The organism is Streptomyces sp. NPDC001858 (genome assembly GCF_053594615.1).
This window is the reverse complement of sequence record NZ_JBSFEV010000057.1, coordinates 18,205-35,074: the sequence shown is the minus strand read 5'-3', so window position 1 is coordinate 35,074 and position 16,870 is coordinate 18,205. Positions and strand designations below refer to the sequence as shown.

The window sequence follows — 16,870 nt, the reverse complement described above, 5'->3', positions numbered from 1 at the left end:
CAGCCTGCTGCGGATCTTCCCGCCCCGCATCGCCCTGAGGCCACTCGACGTCAGCAACCAACGCCAGGCGTGGACCTTCCAGTTCATGGAGTAGAGGCGTGAACCGGGTGCCCGGGTCGGCCGCCGGCCCGGGCACTGCCCCGATGTCCTTTCGCAGTGCATCTGGCGGGCAGGGGGCCGCTGAGCTGCTGGGCTGCCAAGTCGATGGAGAACGCTGACCCTCGGGGTTCTCCAAGGACATGGCTTTCACGGAAGCGGACTGACGGCAGGACAGCCGACTCAGCCGTCGGGTCTTCGGTGAAGCTGCTCGTGCTCTCCCTGAGACGGTGCTGTGCTGCATCCAGACGCTCAGCACAGTCGGGGGAGCCGATGAATCTTGGTCCTCCACACCGACGAAACAACTCACGACGACGGGACGCTCGGTCCACTCCATGTGTTCCTGGCCGGTCTGGTGGGTTCCTTGCGCGACGACAGCCCGGTCACGGCGCGGCCCGGGCCCGTTGTGTGCCCTGGGGGTCAGCCCTGCCATGGGCGCAATCTTGGCCACCAGCCCGGTACCGCCCGGCGGTAGGTTTCGTACTCCGCGCCGAACGAGCGAAACAGTTGCGGCTCCTCGTACCATCTGGCGAACGCCCACATCACCGTTGCGGCGAGCAGCCCGTAGGCGAGCAGAATCGGTCGGCCAAGGATCAGTGCCTGTCCGCCGATCGACGCCGTGACCGCGACGTACATGGGGTTGCGCACATGGCGATACAGCCCGCCCACCACCAGATGCTCGGTGGGTGCGATCGGCGCCGGAGTCCCCAGCCCCTCCATGACGAACCGTGTGAAGGCGTGCACCAGCACCACCGTACCCGCCAACAGGACCACGGCGCCCAGCAACCGGACGGGCAGCCACCAGTGCCCGGCCTGCCACCCCGTCACCCACCAGGGCACAACCCCGGCCACCGTGCCCGGTGCCAGCGCCATGAACACCGAACTCCCCATGGACGCCATCAATCTGCGCATGCGGTAAGGATGGCCGCCCCGCCCCCACGCAGTAAACGGGACTGTCGGCATCCGGTGCCCACGACCCCGATCGGTGCTACGGCGAAGCTGCGGTGTCCATCGCCGCCCCAAGCTCCACATACCTGCCGAAAACGACTTTGGCGGGTGCAGCGAGAACGCGACCAGAGAACTTAGACCGTGTCCTATGTGGTGAGGCGGTCGTTGGTCCGTGCATGGGGCGGGGTACGTGGAGTTGGATTGTTCCGGACGGGCTGTGGGAGATCGCGAAGCCGCTGATCCCGCCCTCGAGGGTGCGGCCGCAAGGCGGCGGAACGCAGGACACTCCTGATGAGACGCTGTTCGCGGCGATCGTCTACGTCCTGGTCAGCGGCTGCGCCTGGCACCAACTGCCGCCCTGTTTCGGCATATCGAAGTCGACGGCTCACCGCAGGTTCCTGATCTGGTCGAGAGCCGGTGTCTGGGACCGCCTCCATGAGGCTGTGCTGCACCGGCTCGACGACGCTGGCCTCATCGACGTCACCCGCGTCGTCCTCGACACCGCCCACGTCAGGGCTAAAAAGTGCCCCTATGGTTTTCGTCAAGCGGCGACGGCCGTGGCGGGTTCGTAGAAGGTGCCGTCTCGGAGCATGGCGAAGAGTACGTCGATGCGGCGCCGGGCGAGGCAGACGATGGCGGCGACGTGGTGTTTTCCCTCGCGTCGTTTCTTGTCGTAGTAGGTGCGTGAGTCCGGCTGTGACAGGGAAGCGAAGGCAGCGAGGTAGAAGGCTCTCTTGAGCTGCTTGTTGCCGCGCCGGGAGGGATACTCGCCGCGGATGGACGAGCCGGATCTGCGGGTCGCGGGTGCCAGGCCCGCGTAGGCGGCCAGGTGGCCAGCGGTCGCGAAGTTGCTGCCGTCGCCGACGCCGATGAGGATGCGGGCTGCGGTCCTGAGCCCGATGCCGGGCATGGAGGTCAGGACTCGGGAAAGAGGGTGGGCCTCCAGCAGTTCTTCGATCCTTGCGGCGAGGAGTTTCCGCTGGTCCAGCACGGATCGGAGCGAGGTTGCGAGGCTGGGCACGATCAATGCGGCAGCGTCGGTGCCCGGGACGACGACGGTCTGCTCGTCGAGTGCGGTGAAGACGTCCTCGACGAGACGTTCGCCCATGCGCGGGGCATTGGGCCGCACTATCGAGATCAGTCGTCGCCGTCCGGCTCTCCTCAACTGGGCTGGTGAACCGTAGCGTTCAAGGAGAACCAGCACGGCCGGATGGTCGAGTCTGGGCCCCAGGACCCGCTCGAGCGAGGGGTGGAGCTGGGTGAGGAGTCCGCGCAGACGGTTCTTGATGCGTGTCACCTCGCCGGCGAGGTCGTCGTCGAAGCCCACGATCATGTTCAGTTCGGCGATCGTCTCGTCGTCCGGTGCAAGGTCGCGCAAGGTGTGCGGCATGGTGCGGGCCGCGTCCGCGATGATCGCCGCGTCCCGGGCATCGGTCTTGGCTTCGCCGGGGTAGAGGTCGGCGATACGTCGCATCGTCAGGCCGGGAAGGTAGGCGACACGGCAGCCCGCGTCGCGGGCGACAGCCAGCGGCAGGGCTCCGATCGAAGCTGGCTGGTCGACGACGACCAACACGGCGCCATGCCTGGCCTGCAGCTTCGTGAACAACTCACGCAGCCGCGGTTCATTGTTGGGCAATGGCTTGTCGAACACTTTCTTGCCCGCTGGAGTAAGCGCGGTGCCGTGATGCTCACCCTTACCGACATCCAAACCGACGTAGATGTCGATCCCGCCAGTGCCGTTCACGTGCCCTCCCCAGCAGTGCTCTCCCCGGCCTCACCCTCGGCATCAGCGTGCCGGCATCCACGTTACGAAGGCCTGCTTCACCCCGGAACGGGATGAGCGGTCATGCCCCTGATCAGCGGTCTGCCAATGCCTCCGGGCCCGGTGACACCACTTTTTCGACCATGGTCGACAAGGGGCCCAAGTCATGCCGGGCCCGGAGGCCGGGAACCCCATCGCGGGGCCACGAAAACGGTAACGGGGGCGAACACACAGGTCCGAGCCCCGTGGACCGGGGGAAGCCGGGTTCGAAGATGCACGTCTTGTCGGACGCGAACGGACTGCCCCTCCTCGTCGGCATCTCGGCCGGCAACACCCACGACAGCGAGGGACTGAAGCCCATGGTGGCGGGTCACCAAACGAGACACGACCCCCACCGCGGCCGCCATTTCAAGCCCCAGCGCCTACACGCCGACAAGGCGTACGACCGACCCGACCTGCGACGATGGCTACGTGGCAAGCGAATCGGAGTGCGCATCGCCCGCAAGGGCATCGAGTCCAGCGAACGCTTAGGGCGTCGGAGGTGGGTGATCGAGCGCACGATGTCGTGGCTGTCCGGCTATCGCAGACTCAGCCCCCGCTACGAGCGCCATCCCCGCAACTACCTGGCATTTCTCGGACTTGCTGCCGCCATCTGCTGCTACAAGCGGCTCGTCCGCCTCACCACATAGGACACGGTCTTAGATCAAACCCCATGAACGAAGCAAACACTGCTATTCAGCATGCGCCGTAGCGAGAATTCGACACCATGAATGAGAACAACTGAGAATCCGACAGCTTCAGTGCGACAGGAGACCCGAAAGGCGGCCCTGCTCACTACGGCCGCTTGCCGGCTGACAACAAGCCTGCCTGTGTGTCAGCTATCGCGCTTCGGCTGGCCCGGACACCCTGCGCACACTGACCGAAACCCTCTCCGACCTCACCGGCCACCTGCGCCAGAACCCCGACCCCGTGCAGGCCCTCGCCCTCGTCGAGCCCCTCCTCGACGGATACACCGGCCTGCCCGTCCAGCTCGCCGACACCCTGCGCGCACTCGCCCGCGCCATACAGGAACACCCCGACACCCCGCGCAGGCCGACCTCCTGATCACCGATTTGCGCACCGCCGCGCGGGAACAGAGTGACCAGCACACCCTCCACTACGTCCTGGACGATCTCCGCGACCTGTACGGCAGCGCCACCACGGCGGCCCGGGGGGGTGCGGCCGGTGCCGGTGAGCGAACGGCAGCTCGCCGCGTTCGCCGACAAGCACACCGGGCAGATCCCCTACGACACCAGCCCCCGCCACCTCGCCGGCCCCGGGGACGCCCGCCACGTCACCCACAGCCTGGCCGCCGCCGGATGGAGCATCGTCTCCGACCCGTTGAGCGCCGAGATCGTCCTGCGCAGCCCCGACCTTCGCCACCGCCTGCAGTTCGGTCCGCAGTCCGCCACCTCCGCGTGGTGGCGGACTGCGGACCGAGCCCTCCGACAACGGGCCTAACTGGTACGCCGAGTTCGGCGAACTCCTGCCCGCCGAAGTCCTGACCGGCTTCACCGACGCCCTCACCTCCCCGCCACCACCACAACAGCAGCGGGCGGACCCGTGGCAACCGGTGACCTCGGCAGGCTGGCACCGCGCCTCAGAGGGCTCGGCGCACTCGCCGGACTCCCTGTGCCACATCGAGCTGCGCCCGCTGAGCGAATTCAGCGCCCGGCCGTCCTGGCACGTCGAGACCCGCGAGCCCGACCGCGGACAGTACCCGGGCCCCCGCATCTGGCACGCCTACTTCGACGAGCGCACCCCCGCCCACCTCGTGAAATCGTTCCTCACCGCACTGACCGACCCCAGCCCGCTCCAGCGCGGCATGCTCGAACGCACCGGCCACTACAGCGCCGTGCAGGAGCCCAGCCCGCTGCGTCCGCAGCAGGTAGGTCGACGCGCACACCGCCCGTATCGAGTCGCTCCGCGCCCGGGCGCGCTCCGCCCGCCGACAGCAGACCACACCCGCGACGACCCCGGCGCGCGCCCGCACAGCCCCGCCGGCCGCCCGCCGCTGAACCGACAGGACCTCTCCCCCATTTCCGCCGATCACCGCACCCACCGCGACTTCCTGCGCCACCTCGACCGCTACATGAGCGACAGCAAGAAGATCCTCGACGGCTGGCCCTACGACGACCACGCCTACGGGCTGCGCGCGAGCCAGCGCGACGCCGACTCCGCCCAGGCGTTCGAGCCGCTCCGGCACGGAGCCCGCCACCTGCTGGCCACAGCAGAGACGCAACTGGTCCGTCTCCCGGAGAACGCCGTACAGAGCCGCTGGGTCGACCAGCTGGGCGTCCTGCACGCCGCCCTCGACCGGCTCGACCAACTGCACGAGCAGTGGCTGGAAACCCGCGACGCCCTTCCCCCCACCGCCAGCCCCGGCACCACCGCCTTCGACGACGCCCTCGCCGAGTACCACGCCGAGTCGTGGAGCTACCTCGACGACTGGGCCACCCACGGCAAGACGCTCCGCGAGATCAACACCGCCGCCCGCAAAGCCCCCTCGCTTCTCGCGCCCGCACCGGCACCGGCTCCGGCACCCGCGGCCGAGCGGCGAACCCCGGAAACGGAAGTGACCATGCCTCCGTCTCCCGAGACCGTCGAGGTCGACTTCATCGCCCCGCGCCACCTGGCCGGCGCCGGTGACCCCGCCTGGATCACCGTCCCCCTCCACCGCGCCTGCGGCTGGAGCCGCGGCGACGACCCCCTGATCCCCCACGTCATGCTCACCAGCCCCGACCACAAGGCAATCCTGGACCTGGCACCCGACCCCGACCCCGACGAACCGTGGTGGACCCTGCACCACGCCGCCGGCCCGGACCGCCCCGCCTGGTACGCCGGCTTCGGAGCCCGCACCCCGGTCGAACTGATCGCCGCCGTCACCGACGCTCTCACCGATCCGGCCCCAACCGCGGACGCGGACGCACCGTCCGATCCGTACGAACCGCTCCGGCAGACAGGCTGGTCACCGTACGGCGACCATGGCCTCGTATCGCCCGACAAGACGGCGTACCTAGAGCGCCTGGGAACGCCGGATCAACCGGAAGCCTGGTTCATCACCGTCACGCTCGGCCTGCACCAGAAGGCGTGGCAAGCCCGCTTCGGCGCGCACACTCCCACCCGCCTGGTCACCGTTCACCGCCGCACTCGCCGACCCGGAGCCGATAGCGCGCACCGGCAGCGGGCGCGGTCTGCCGACCCACGACCCGAAGGTCGTCACCCGCCGGACCACAGACATGCCCATGGCATTCGTCGCGGGAGCGCTGGCAGAACGCGTCCACGCCCTCGCCGCCCGGCACACCGCCGCCCCGCCGGCCAGCCCGATGCCCGCGCGAACGGCATCGTCCAAGACCAGCCGCAGCCGCTGATCCCTCCCTCCCCGCCCGGAAGCATCCAGCCCTTTGCCCCCTTCCTCCTCCGACAGCAACACCGACGGGTACGACCTCGTCCTGCGCCTGTTCCTGGGCGTGCTCGCCGTCGTCGTCCCCCTGTCCCACCTCGCCTGGCTGTCCGGCAACATCACCGCCCATCTCACCGGCGCCCGCTGGGCCTCCTACCAGCCGACCACCGCCCTGTTCCACCCCGAGCAGGTCTGGCCCGACGCAGGGGAAACGTCCGTGCTCATCGGCGCCCGCATCGTCCCCGTGGCCCTCTTCCTTGCCGTTGCGACGGCCGCGGGCATGGTGTGGGCCCGGTACAGGAACCGCGGCGGCGGCCGGAAGAGGAAGGTCGCCGGCATGGCCAAGGCGGGGGACATCGAACCGCTGATGGCCAAGGCGATCACCGGCAAGGCCCGCTCCCTGCGCCCGAGCCTGAAGGACGCCAAACGCATCGAGGCCCGCGACACCGGCATCCTGCTCGGCAACCTGCAGGGCACCCGGCACGAGCTGCGCATGGGCTACGAGGACGTGGCCGTCGCCATCATGGCGCCCCGCTCGGGCAAGACCACCTCACTCGCCATCCCCTCCATCCTCGCCGCGCCCGGCCCGGTGCTGCTGACCTCGAACAAGGCCGCCGGCGACGCCTTCACCGCCACCTACGACGCCCGCGCCGACGTCGGAGACGTGTGGTCGATGGACCCGCAGCAGATCGCGCACGCCGCACGCGAAATGTGGTGGAACCCCCTGGCGGACGCCAAAACCCTCGACGGAGCCGGACGGCTGGCCGGCCACTTCCTCGCCGCGAGCGTGGACGCCTCTCAGCAGGGCGACTTCTGGTCCAAGGCCGCATCCAACATCCTCGCCCAGCTCTTCCTCGCCGCAGCCCTCGACGAGCGGCCGATCACCGACGTCATGCAGTGGCTGGCCTTCCCCGCCGACCGCGCCCCGCTCGACATCCTGCGCGACCACCGTTTCGCGGCCGTCGCCGCCCAGCTCAAGGGCACCGTCGCGGCGCCGCCGGAAACCCGCGACGGCATCTACGAGACCGCCCGCCAGTACGCCGCAGCCCTGCTGGACAGCGAGATCGCCGCCTGGGTCACCCCGCAGAAAAACGTACGCGAGTTCAAACCGTCCGCGTTCACCGTCTCCGCGGACACGCTCTATCTGCTGTCGAAGGACGGCGGAGGCGGATCGTCAGCGCTGATCGCCGCATGCGCGGACTCCGTGATGCGGGCCGCGACCGCCCAGGCCGAACGCGCCGGCGGACGCCTCGACCCGCCGATGCTCGCGATCCTCGACGAGGCCGCCAACGTCTGCAAGATCAGTGATCTCCCCGACCTGTACTCGCACCTGGGCTCGCGCGGGATCATCCCGATCACGATCCTGCAGTCCTACCGCCAGGGCCAGAAAGTCTGGGGCGACGCGGGCATGGACGCCATGTGGTCCGCCTCCACCGTCAAGGTGATCGGCTCCGGCATCGACGACCCGGACTTCGCCGACAAACTCTCCCGCCTCATCGGCGACCACGACGTAGAAACCACCTCCACCTCGGTCTCCGATTCGGGGAAGTCGACCTCCGTGTCCATGCGGCAGGAACGGATCCTGCCCGCGGACGCGATCCGCGCCCTGCCCAAGGGCACCGCCCTCCTCTTCGGCACCGGCCTGCGCGCCGCCATGCTCGACCTGCGCCCCTGGTACGCCGAGCCCGGCGCCGCCGACCTGGCCGCCGCCTCCGCACGCGCCTCTAAGGGCATCACCGCACGCGCCGTCGCCAAACACACCCCCGCCCAGCCCGACTTCCGTGAGGCCTCATGAACGGAACCCGGCTGCACCCGGTGCCGGTCCGCTCCCGCGAAGCGAAGGAATTCGTGCGCACCTGGCACCGCCACCACCTTCCGCCCGCCGGACAGATCTTCGCCGTCGGAGCCGCCGACGGCGAAGGCACCCTGCGTGCCGTGGCCATCGTGGGCCGGCCGGTCGCCCGCCACCTCGACGACGGCACCACCCTCGAAGTCACCCGCACCGCCAGCGACGGCGCACCCAACGCCAACTCCCTGCTGTACGGGGCAGCGTGGCGGGCAGCCAAAGCCCTCGGATACCGGCGACTGATCACCTACACGCAGGAAGGCGAGAGCGGCGCGTCACTGCGCGGCGCCGGCTGGCACGTCATTGCCAGCCGCCCACCCCGCAACGGATGGCACACCCCCTCCCGGCCCCGCCCCGACCACGGCAACGACCGCACCGCCCGGTTCCTCTGGGAAGCCCCCTGACAACCCGCAGCCCGCACCGGCCTGCCGTACGCCGTCCCTCTGTTCTCCCCACCACCGACGCGCTCCTCACCGCGCTTCGGCCGCCGCCCCTGGCGGGCCCGGCCACACGGCCGAGGCCACACCGCACCGCACCGACCTCCCCGGAGACCCCCATCGCCATCCGCCAGATCGATCTGCCCATGCAGGTCGACCAACTCCGCCGGCTCGGCACCGAATTCGACGTCCTGAAGACCAGCGTCAGCGCGCTGAAGGCGCAGCTGGGCAGCGAGACGCTGGAACAGCTCGCGCCGAAGATTGCCCAGGTGCACGAGCTGACCGGCCGCACCCTGGTGCGGCTGGCCGCCCTCGACGGCAGCCAGTACACCGTCGTACCCGGCAGCCGCTCCGCCCTGGACATGCTCAGCTCCGTGGTGGAATCGGCTTCCATAGCCGCTCTCGACCTCGCGAGCGCGGTAAAAAGCAACCCGCTGGAAGGGGCCGCCTTCGCCGGCGGCACGCCGCTGGACGACACAACGCCGGACAACACGACGGTCCGCGCGGCCCGGCACGCCGAGGCTGCCCCTCGTGTGGCCGAGGCTCTGGGCGACGCCGCGCAGCAGCTGGACCTGTGTGCAACCGGCTGCCGCTACACCGCATCGGGCATCATGCGCGACCTCAAGAAGCACCCGGAGCACAGGCCGCCGCTTCCGCAGCTGACCCGCGCCCAGTACACGGTGCTGGAGAAGATCGCCCGGGGCGGCGCCAGCGTCTCGCGGTCTTTGCAGGGCGGCCGGGACAGCGTGCGGGCCGGCGACGGCAGCACACCCTCCACGGCAAGCCCTTCACCGTGCTCGCGGACAGCAAGCTGGTCCGCATCCAGCAGGGCCCCTCCTCGTTCGTAAACCGGAGCGTCACGGTCACCGCGGCCGGGAGGCTGGCCCTGTACGCCCAGAAGCCCGCCCGCGCAGCGACGACCACCACGGCCGCTGCCCGAGCAGCGGCCGTGACGCCGGCTGCGACGAAGCAGTCCCCGGGGCGCGCGCGATGAGCCGCGCCGTCCCGCCCGACCCTCCGGCTCGTTCCCCACGGCACAGCGTCACCCAGCCCGGCGGTCCTGCTGAAGTCCCGTTCTCTCCGCCCGAGCTGTCGTCGATCGCACGTCGGCTGACCTGGCAGCTGCGCGCGGCCCTGCGGGTTGTCGCGCTGACGCCCAGCCGAGTCCGGCAGCGGAGCAACGGCTCGCACCACGTGGACACCCAGTCCTCGACGCACATCGCGCTCACGACCTGGCACGCGTTGGAACGCAAGGGCCTGGCCTACCGCGATCACACCGCCCACCCCGCGTCCGTCGTGGGCCAGCGTCTGGCACTGACGTTCGAGGGCCTGGCTGTCCTCAACCACCTCACCGGACGCGCCTACTCGTCCACAGCGACCGAACTCCGGCCGCCCGCTCCGCCGCCGCATTTCACCTCACGCCCCAGCATCCCAGCGCCCCGGGCACCCCGCGCCCGCCTCCGCTGACCGCCGCACAGCAAGGCCAGCCGCAGTACCCGGGCCCAACGGGCAGCGTCCCCGCGTCGCTTGTACGGAGCATGGCGACTACCCCGCGTATCCCCTTCCGGAGATCTCCTGTGCTCAATCCCCGTTCTGGCACTGACGTGTTGTCGGTCCCCGCCGCTGACGGCACCCCGTTGGCCGTCTACCGCGACACCCCGGCCCGCCCGCAGGCCGATGGCGCGACGATCGTGCTGGTGCACGGCGCGTCGGTCACCGCGGACCTGTGGCGCGTCCACACCCGACATCTCACCGGCCTCGGTTTCACCGTCCTGCGCTACGACCAGCGCGCACACGGCCACACCCCGCGCGGCGAGGCGCCGATGACCATCGAGCAGCTCGCCGACGACCTGAACCAGATCCTGGACACCCTCGCCCCGACCGGGCCGCTCGTGCTCGCCGGCCATTCCCTGGGCGCACTCGTCCTGCAGGAACTCGCCGCCCTGCGGCCCCAGTTCCTGCCCCGCATCCGGGGCATGGTGCTGCTCTCGGCCACCGCGCACGGGGCGGGCGTGCTGCCCGGCCGCAGCCCGCGCGCCCTCCTTCTGGCCGCCGGACGCAGCCTGTTCGCCCTGGCCTGCACCCACGCACCGCGGGCCGTGGACCGGCTGCGGCGCCTGCTGCCCGACACCCACCCCTACGCCCTCACACCCCGCATTGCGACCGGGGCGATCGACGCACCGCCGCCGTGCCGGCACGGCGTGCGCCACACTCCCACCGCGGATCTCGCCGCGCTCTGGCAGGCCCTGCGCGTCTACCGGGCCCGCCGCCTGCCCGTGCTGGAGCAGCTCGGCGCGCGGCTGCTGCTGATGGCCGGCGCGGACGACCGGCACATCCCCGCCGCCCGCACCAGGCAGCTGGCCGACCGCCTGCCCGCCGCCGGGCTGGAGATCATCCCCCGCGCCACGCACAGCCTGCCTGTGCGCCACCCCGCGCTCATCAGCACCCACATCGCCCGCCTCGCCGACACCCGCGGGCCCGACGCCCAGGGAACTGGGGACAGCCGACAGCTTCGTCCCTCTCACTGAGCTCATGAAGTCGATCGGAACTGGAGAGGACCGCCACAGCCCGCACTCCTGAAGACTCACGCAGCGTCATACCAGGGCTTGTTCGCAACCCAATGGCGGACCCAACCAGCGAAGCCAGGCGCAGCAGTGGTGAACCCGAACTGCTCGCCGAAGGGGACAGCACCGACGTCACTGATCAGCCAGACGTGCCCTCGGTGAGGTCCGGTGACGATGAGATGCCAGTTCATCGCGCACCCGTCGGTGCCAAGCACGATCGAGCCGTGGTTGTAGACCTGCTCAAGGATCTCGTCGGCATCCTCGGACTGGTCCGAGTCTTCCTCCCGCATCCATGCTTCCGCCAGCGGGAACGGCTTGCTCAGGTCGCGTTCCTGCTCGTCGTCGCCCCAGTCGTCTGGCAGCTCCGCCACTGACAGCAGTCCGTACTCGGGCGGGCCGGAATACGAACCGTCCGTAATCTCAGCAACGAAGGTCCGATACGGCTCGGGCAGCACGATCCCGTGCTCTGCCTCGAAGGCATGCACTGCCTCCCAGCCAAGAGCCGATTCGCCTCCGTCATCGACGTCGAACGCCGCACGAAGCGCCGCCAGCTCAGCAGGGTCAGCTTGATCAATATTCATGCGGCATAGATACCACCCGGCTGTGACAACGCCCCGCGCGCTGCGGCGCCACCACCTGCACCTCGCCAACCCCCTGCCTCCCGAAAGGTCACACCCCTGTCTCAATTCTCAATAACTTGTCCGTTCCACGGGAACGCTCAATGGCGACACATCCGCGACAACTCCCCAGAGGAATGGCAGGACGTAGTAAATTTCGACGCGGCCATCCGCCAGGGAAACGCCCGCGCCAACGCCACCGGCAACAGGCTGCTCGGCGAAGCATTCCTCCACCGCTCCCGCGTCCCGCTCAGCAAAGCCCCGATCGACCACGTCACCGCAGCCGAATGCGCGGCGCTACAGCAGGAAATCACCGATACAGAACAGGATTTGGAGCAGCTGGAGCAGGGCGTCGCCGACGGCTGTTCCCCGTGGGCCTGCCGAGGTGAAACCGAGCCGGTGCAGGACGACTTCGGACTGGCCTCTTGACCATTCTGGACCTGTTCTCGGGGCCCGGTGGATGGAGCCACGCTCTGACGGTCCTCGGCGCACGGGACGTGGGCCTGGAATGGGACGAGTGGGCCTGCAAGACCCGCGCGGCAGCAGGGCAGTCGACGATTCGCACGGACGTGGCCCGGTATCCCGTCCGGCCGTTCCTCGGACGAACCGTCGGGCTCATCGCGAGCCCGCCCTGCCAGGCATGGTCCATGGCCGGCAAACGCCTCGGCCTGGTGGACCAGCCACTGGTGCACCAGGCCGTCGCGGATCTCGCCGCCGGCCGCGACACCCGCGCCAAACTGCTCGCCGCCTGCCGGGACGAGCGCAGCCTCCTGGCCGCCGAACCCATGCGCTACCTCCACGCCCTCAACACCGTGGGCGAGCCGGAGTGGGTCGCCATGGAGGAGGTCCCCGACGTGCTGCCGCTGTGGCGGCAGTACGCGGCCGTCCTGCGCCGGTGGGGGTTCTCCGTGTGGACCGGCATCCTCAACGCCGCCGACTACGGCGTACCGCAGACGAGGAAGCGTGCGATCCTGCTCGCCTCCCGGGTCCGCACGGCCCAACCGCCCGCCCCCACCCACGCGCAGGTCGCCGAGCCCGAATCGCTGTTCGGGCCGGGCCGCGCCCGCTGGGTGTCCATGGCCGAGGCCCTCGGCTGGGGCGCCACCGACCGGCCCGTCCCCACCGTGTGTGCCGGCGGCGGGCCAGGCGGCGGCCCCGAGCCCTTCCCCTCCGGCTCACGAAAAACCCTCTCCGACGCCCGCGACCGCGGCACCTGGACACCCCGTGCCGACGGAATCGTCCTCAAGTCCCGCCGGGAAGGAGCAGGCTGGGCCGCCCGGCACGGCGTCCGCGACAACCGCCCCGCCGACGCCCCCGCGCCGACGTTCACGGCTGAAGCGCACCGCTGGTCCTGGTCCCTGCGCAGCAACAACCAGGCCAACGCCACCGTCAGACCGGCCACAGAACCGGCCGGAACACTCTTCTTCGGACACCGCGCGAACGAGTGCACCTGGATCGCCGAGCCTGCCGGCACAACGCCGGAGGCCGGAGCCGAGGCCACGCCGCCCGCGCCGGAGCCGATCCGGATCACCGCACGCGAGGCCGGCGTCCTCCAGACGTTCCCCGCCGGGTACCCGTGGCAGGGCAACAAGGGCCAGCAGTTCTCCCAGATCGGCAACGCCGTGCCCCCGCTGCTCGCCGGCCACCTCCTCGCGCCGCACCTGCGCGTTCCCCTCAACCCCGACGACTTCACCCTGGCCGCCTAATGTCCCCCACACCCGCCCCCGACAAGGACGACGGCGGCCTCGACGGCCTGCCCGAGACGCATCCGCCCCCGCCCCTGCACTACGCCGAGCAGGCCCTCCTCGGCGCCCTCCTCCTCGAACCCCACCGCCTGACCGACACAGCCGGGGTCGGGCCCGACTCGTTCTCCGACGCCGCGCACGGCGCGCTGTTTGCCGCGATCCGCGCTCTGCCCGCCCCCGATCCCCTCCCGCACGCCCCGTACGTCGGCTGGCTCAACGCGGTGCTCGCCGCCGCACGCGAACAGGCCCCAGGGCTGACCGCCGCCTACCTGCACACCCTGATCCAGGCCTGCCCCTGGCCCAAACACGCCCCGGCCTACGCGCGGATGATCGAGGCCGAACATGCCCGCCGCCGTCTGCAGACGGCCGCCGAACGCCTCGTCCGGACCGTCCACGACGCCTCCCTCCCCCATCCCGCCCAGACGGTCCTCGCCGAGGCCGACGCGCTCGCCGCGGTCGTGGACGACATCGCAGCCCGATTCCCGCCCCGCGCAGGCGTCCTGCCCCGCACTGCGGCACCTCCACCACCCGTGGAGCCCGACCACACGACGGCGGTCGAGGAGGAGCGGCTGCTGCTCGCGACCGCCACCGCCCACCCCGGCGGCATCGAGTCGGTCCGGTGGCTGCTCCCCGGCGACTTCACCCGGCCCCTGCACGCCGGCCTGTGGCAGTGCCTGACCGCCCTGGCCCGCCGCGGCGAGCCCATCGACCCCGTCACGGTCCTGTGGGAGGCCCGACAGCGCGGCCTGCTGGACGACGGCAGCGAACCAGGCGAGGTGCTCCGCATGCTGGCCGAACCGGCCGGTTCCACGGAGCACTGGGGCGAGCGCGCCCTGCAGCGTTCCCTCCTGGCCACCGCCGATCACACCGGCCGGCGCATCGAGGCGTACGTCGGCGATCCGGCGAACACCCCTTTCCAGCTCGTCGTCGGTGCCCGCCGCTTGCTCGCCGACATCGGCGCCGTCCGCGCCCGCTGGCAGCACGCCACCTCAACGGTCCCGCCGCCACGACCGCGACCCGCGCCACCCACCCGTGCCGGCCCGCCGCCCACGACGTCCCCACACGCGGCCCGCGCCGCGCGAGCAACCCGCTAACACCCCGCACACGCCGGTGGCCGGACCCGAAAGGCCCGGCCACCGGCAGAAGAGACGACACGCCACATGACTTCCCCCATCGACGCCCACGTCCGCCTCGACACCCACCCCACCCATCCCAGCGCCGTCACCGCCTCCCTGACCGGCGCCCAGGCTCACGTCGCCCATCTGGGTCTGGAGGCAGCCGACTGGGCCGTCGTCGCCGACAACGTCCTGGTCCTGGTCCGCATCGACAACGAGGAGCCCCACTGGGCCGAGAAGACAGCCGGGCACCTGTCCGCCGGCGGAATCGCCGTCGAGATCACCCCTCGGCTCCGGGAGGCCATGGACGAGGAATGGACCTGGGCGAACTATCCGGTGCCGTGGTGCACCCGCAGCGAGATCCGCGAGGTCTCCAACGAAGCGCAGAAGATCCACGACGACATCCGCCACGGCCGGCTCCTCATCCACACCCACGACGGCTACACCACCGTCGCGGTCGGCAGCTACCTCGGCCGCAACGGCAAGTCCGTCTACCTCCACGGCGAAGACCACCTGCGCCAGATCGTCGACACCTTCGACTCACCCGCTCAGGCCCTGCTCGCCTTCGAGAAGGTCCACGGCGCCGAGATGCGCCCCGGCCCAGCGCCCCTGACCGACACCGAACGCGCCGCCGCCCAGGCCCGCACCCCGCCCGCCCTCACCGCAGCCCAGCCCGCTCCGCCCCTCCCGGAGGCGGAAACCGTCGCGCTCTACGCGGCCGATGCCGGCGACCACGACGCCCTCCTCGACGCATTCCTCGACACGCACAGCGAGTGGGCGAAGTGGCGCACCTGGTCCGACGACACCACCCACGCGATCCACGAATCCCAAACCCTGCGTATCGAACGGGTCCACGAGAGCCACCCTCGCGAGACCGCCTGGACCGTGGCCGCCTACGAGACACCCGTCTCTGATCGCACCTGGGTCCTCACCACAACCGGCGCTACCCCCGCCCCGGTGCTCCAAGGGCTGCTGGACCACCTCGCCGATGGCGACGGTTGGGATACGGCCGTCGGCGCACCGGTCGACGAGAAGGCCGTCGCCGCCGCTGTGCAGCCCCTCTCCGACGCCGGGTGGAAGCACACTGTGGACGGGCGATGGATCCGGTGGACGTCCCCCACCGGTGACACCGGCGTCCAGTTCGACGCTTTCGCCGCCCAGCATCCGACCCAGAACCTCGCCACCTGGACCATCTGGGCCGGTCGAGGTCCCGACCGACCCACCTGGGCCCTTACCGCGTCCCCGCACACCCCGCGTTCGCTGCTGGCCCACCTCTCCGAGACCCTCGCCCACACAACCGGCACCCGACGCACCAATACCGCAAGGCGCCCCCGCAGCGTCCGACTCCGACCCTCGCCGCCGGCTGTCTCCCCGCCGGCGACCGGGCACACGATCAGCCGCGGTCTCTGAACCGGACACGAGCGACTCATGCCGCTGATGCCGCACGACGGGAAGCCCTGCGCCTCGTGAGCCCGGTATCGCATCTGTCCCGGGAAACAGCACACATCCTCAACCGTCTTACTCGCCACGGCAGGAAACACACTGCCGAAACGATCCCCCGTTCCGGTTCCTGACCTGGGGATTCACCGGACTGCGGCAAGAGGTTTGAAGGACGCTGTCCCGGCCGGCGTGTGACGATTTCGCGGCGGATCGGCAACTAGGGGTGTGAGTAAGTCGACAACACAACCACGACAGAAGCTGATTCAGCCGCGGCATCCACCACGGCCCCCCGTGGGCAATGCCCCCGACAGCGCCAAGGACGGCACCGCTGACTCCGCCGCCGAGTTCGAACGGCTCTACCGGTCGCACGTGGACGCAGTAACCGCGTACTTCGCGCGACGCAGTGCCGATCCGCACACCGTGGCGGATCTGACTGCGGACACCTTCGTCCAGGTGATCACCTCGTTCGGCACCTTCGACCCACGCAAGGGCACCGCGCGGTCCTGGGTCTTCGGCATCGCGCGGAGGATCTACGCCGCGCATTGCCAAGCGCACAGCCAGCAGCGGGAGAAGACCGTGCGCCTGGCCGGACGCCGGGAACTGGACGGCGATCAGGTGGAGGAACTGCTCGACCGGATCGACGCGGAGCGCGCCGGACGGAGGGTGGTGACCGAGCTGACGGCGCTTCCCGCGCTGGACCGTTCGGTGGTGGAGCTGGTGGACATCGCGGGGCTTCGCCCGAAGGAGGCAGCCGCCGCGCTCGGCATGTCGCCGGGGGCGCTGCGGATGCGGCTGATGCGGGCGCGCAGCCGGTTGCGGAAGACGACGGAAGACGACCGACAGGACCAGGAGTGATGA

The 16,870-nt window shown here is 70.4% G+C and carries 15 protein-coding genes and 3 pseudogenes; 15 read left to right on the top strand and 3 right to left on the bottom strand.

Annotation, left to right across the window (positions count from 1 at the left end):
* Positions 1–516: 516 nt before the first annotated feature.
* Positions 517–1,008 carry a methyltransferase family protein gene (locus tag ACWCPF_RS41870; protein WP_451050389.1) on the bottom strand — a complete coding sequence of 164 codons (492 nt, stop codon included), beginning with the start codon at positions 1,006–1,008 and terminating at the stop codon, positions 517–519.
* A 212-nt stretch (positions 1,009–1,220) separates the two neighbouring features.
* On the opposite strand from ACWCPF_RS41870, the pseudogene ACWCPF_RS41865 reads away from it, so the two are divergent.
* A pseudogene (locus ACWCPF_RS41865) lies at positions 1,221–1,568 on the top strand (transposase); the annotation flags it as partial.
* Positions 1,569–1,585: 17 nt separating this feature from the next.
* Here the strand turns inward: ACWCPF_RS41865 and ACWCPF_RS41860 are convergent.
* Positions 1,586–2,788, bottom strand: coding sequence for an IS110 family transposase (locus ACWCPF_RS41860; protein WP_451050388.1), 1,203 nt, complete (start codon positions 2,786–2,788; stop codon positions 1,586–1,588).
* Between the two features lie 92 nt (positions 2,789–2,880).
* On the opposite strand from ACWCPF_RS41860, the gene ACWCPF_RS41855 reads away from it, so the two are divergent.
* From ACWCPF_RS41855 to ACWCPF_RS41810, 10 genes and pseudogenes are all read left to right on the top strand, one after another.
* Positions 2,881–3,495, top strand: coding sequence for an IS5 family transposase (locus ACWCPF_RS41855; protein ID WP_451050387.1), 615 nt, complete (start codon positions 2,881–2,883; stop codon positions 3,493–3,495).
* Between the two features lie 280 nt (positions 3,496–3,775).
* Positions 3,776–3,910, top strand: coding sequence for a hypothetical protein (locus tag ACWCPF_RS41850; RefSeq protein WP_451050386.1), 135 nt, complete (start codon positions 3,776–3,778; stop codon positions 3,908–3,910).
* A 120-nt stretch (positions 3,911–4,030) separates the two neighbouring features.
* Positions 4,031–4,863: pseudogene (locus ACWCPF_RS41845) on the top strand (DUF317 domain-containing protein).
* 74 nt (positions 4,864–4,937) lie between these two features.
* Positions 4,938–5,921 (top strand): annotated as a pseudogene (locus ACWCPF_RS41840) (DUF317 domain-containing protein); the annotation flags it as partial.
* Positions 5,922–6,090: 169 nt separating this feature from the next.
* Entirely contained in the window at positions 6,091–6,216 is a 126-nt protein-coding gene (locus ACWCPF_RS41835; protein ID WP_451050385.1) for a hypothetical protein, read from the top strand.
* A 33-nt stretch (positions 6,217–6,249) separates the two neighbouring features.
* The gene (locus ACWCPF_RS41830; protein WP_451050384.1) at positions 6,250–8,043 is read left to right on the top strand and encodes a TraM recognition domain-containing protein; all 1,794 of its coding nucleotides are present in this window, start codon (positions 6,250–6,252) and stop codon (positions 8,041–8,043) included.
* A complete protein-coding gene (locus tag ACWCPF_RS41825) occupies positions 8,040–8,498 on the top strand; it encodes an XF1762 family protein (RefSeq protein ID WP_451050383.1) in 459 nt (152 codons plus the stop codon). Before ACWCPF_RS41830 ends, ACWCPF_RS41825 begins: the two co-directional genes overlap by 4 nt.
* A gap of 179 nt (positions 8,499–8,677) precedes the next feature.
* On the top strand, positions 8,678–9,379 hold the full coding sequence (locus ACWCPF_RS41820; RefSeq protein ID WP_451050382.1) for a hypothetical protein: 702 nt from the start codon (positions 8,678–8,680) through the stop codon (positions 9,377–9,379).
* A 142-nt stretch (positions 9,380–9,521) separates the two neighbouring features.
* Complete coding sequence (locus tag ACWCPF_RS41815; RefSeq protein WP_451050381.1) at positions 9,522–9,998, top strand: hypothetical protein; 477 nt, start codon at positions 9,522–9,524, stop codon at positions 9,996–9,998.
* 137 nt (positions 9,999–10,135) lie between these two features.
* Complete coding sequence (locus ACWCPF_RS41810; protein ID WP_451050380.1) at positions 10,136–11,059, top strand: alpha/beta fold hydrolase; 924 nt, start codon at positions 10,136–10,138, stop codon at positions 11,057–11,059.
* Positions 11,060–11,115: 56 nt separating this feature from the next.
* On the opposite strand, the gene ACWCPF_RS41805 is transcribed toward ACWCPF_RS41810, so the two are convergent.
* Positions 11,116–11,676, bottom strand: a complete 561-nt coding sequence (locus ACWCPF_RS41805; RefSeq protein ID WP_451050379.1) for an SMI1/KNR4 family protein — start codon at positions 11,674–11,676, stop codon at positions 11,116–11,118.
* A 461-nt stretch (positions 11,677–12,137) separates the two neighbouring features.
* Between ACWCPF_RS41805 and ACWCPF_RS41800 the strand changes: the two genes are divergently transcribed.
* The 4 genes from ACWCPF_RS41800 to ACWCPF_RS41785 all read left to right on the top strand — a co-directional run bounded on the left by ACWCPF_RS41800 (position 12,138) and on the right by ACWCPF_RS41785 (position 16,867).
* Positions 12,138–13,418, top strand: coding sequence for a DNA cytosine methyltransferase (locus ACWCPF_RS41800; RefSeq protein WP_451050378.1), 1,281 nt, complete (start codon positions 12,138–12,140; stop codon positions 13,416–13,418).
* Complete coding sequence (locus ACWCPF_RS41795) at positions 13,418–14,551, top strand: DnaB-like helicase N-terminal domain-containing protein (RefSeq protein WP_451050377.1); 1,134 nt, start codon at positions 13,418–13,420, stop codon at positions 14,549–14,551. Before ACWCPF_RS41800 ends, ACWCPF_RS41795 begins: the two co-directional genes overlap by 1 nt.
* A gap of 66 nt (positions 14,552–14,617) precedes the next feature.
* Positions 14,618–15,982: a DUF317 domain-containing protein gene (locus ACWCPF_RS41790; RefSeq protein WP_451050376.1), complete on the top strand. Its 1,365-nt coding sequence runs from the start codon at positions 14,618–14,620 to the stop codon at positions 15,980–15,982.
* Positions 15,983–16,303: 321 nt separating this feature from the next.
* Positions 16,304–16,867, top strand: a complete 564-nt coding sequence (locus ACWCPF_RS41785) for an RNA polymerase sigma factor (protein WP_451050375.1) — start codon at positions 16,304–16,306, stop codon at positions 16,865–16,867.
* The last annotated feature ends 3 nt before the right edge of the window (positions 16,868–16,870 follow it).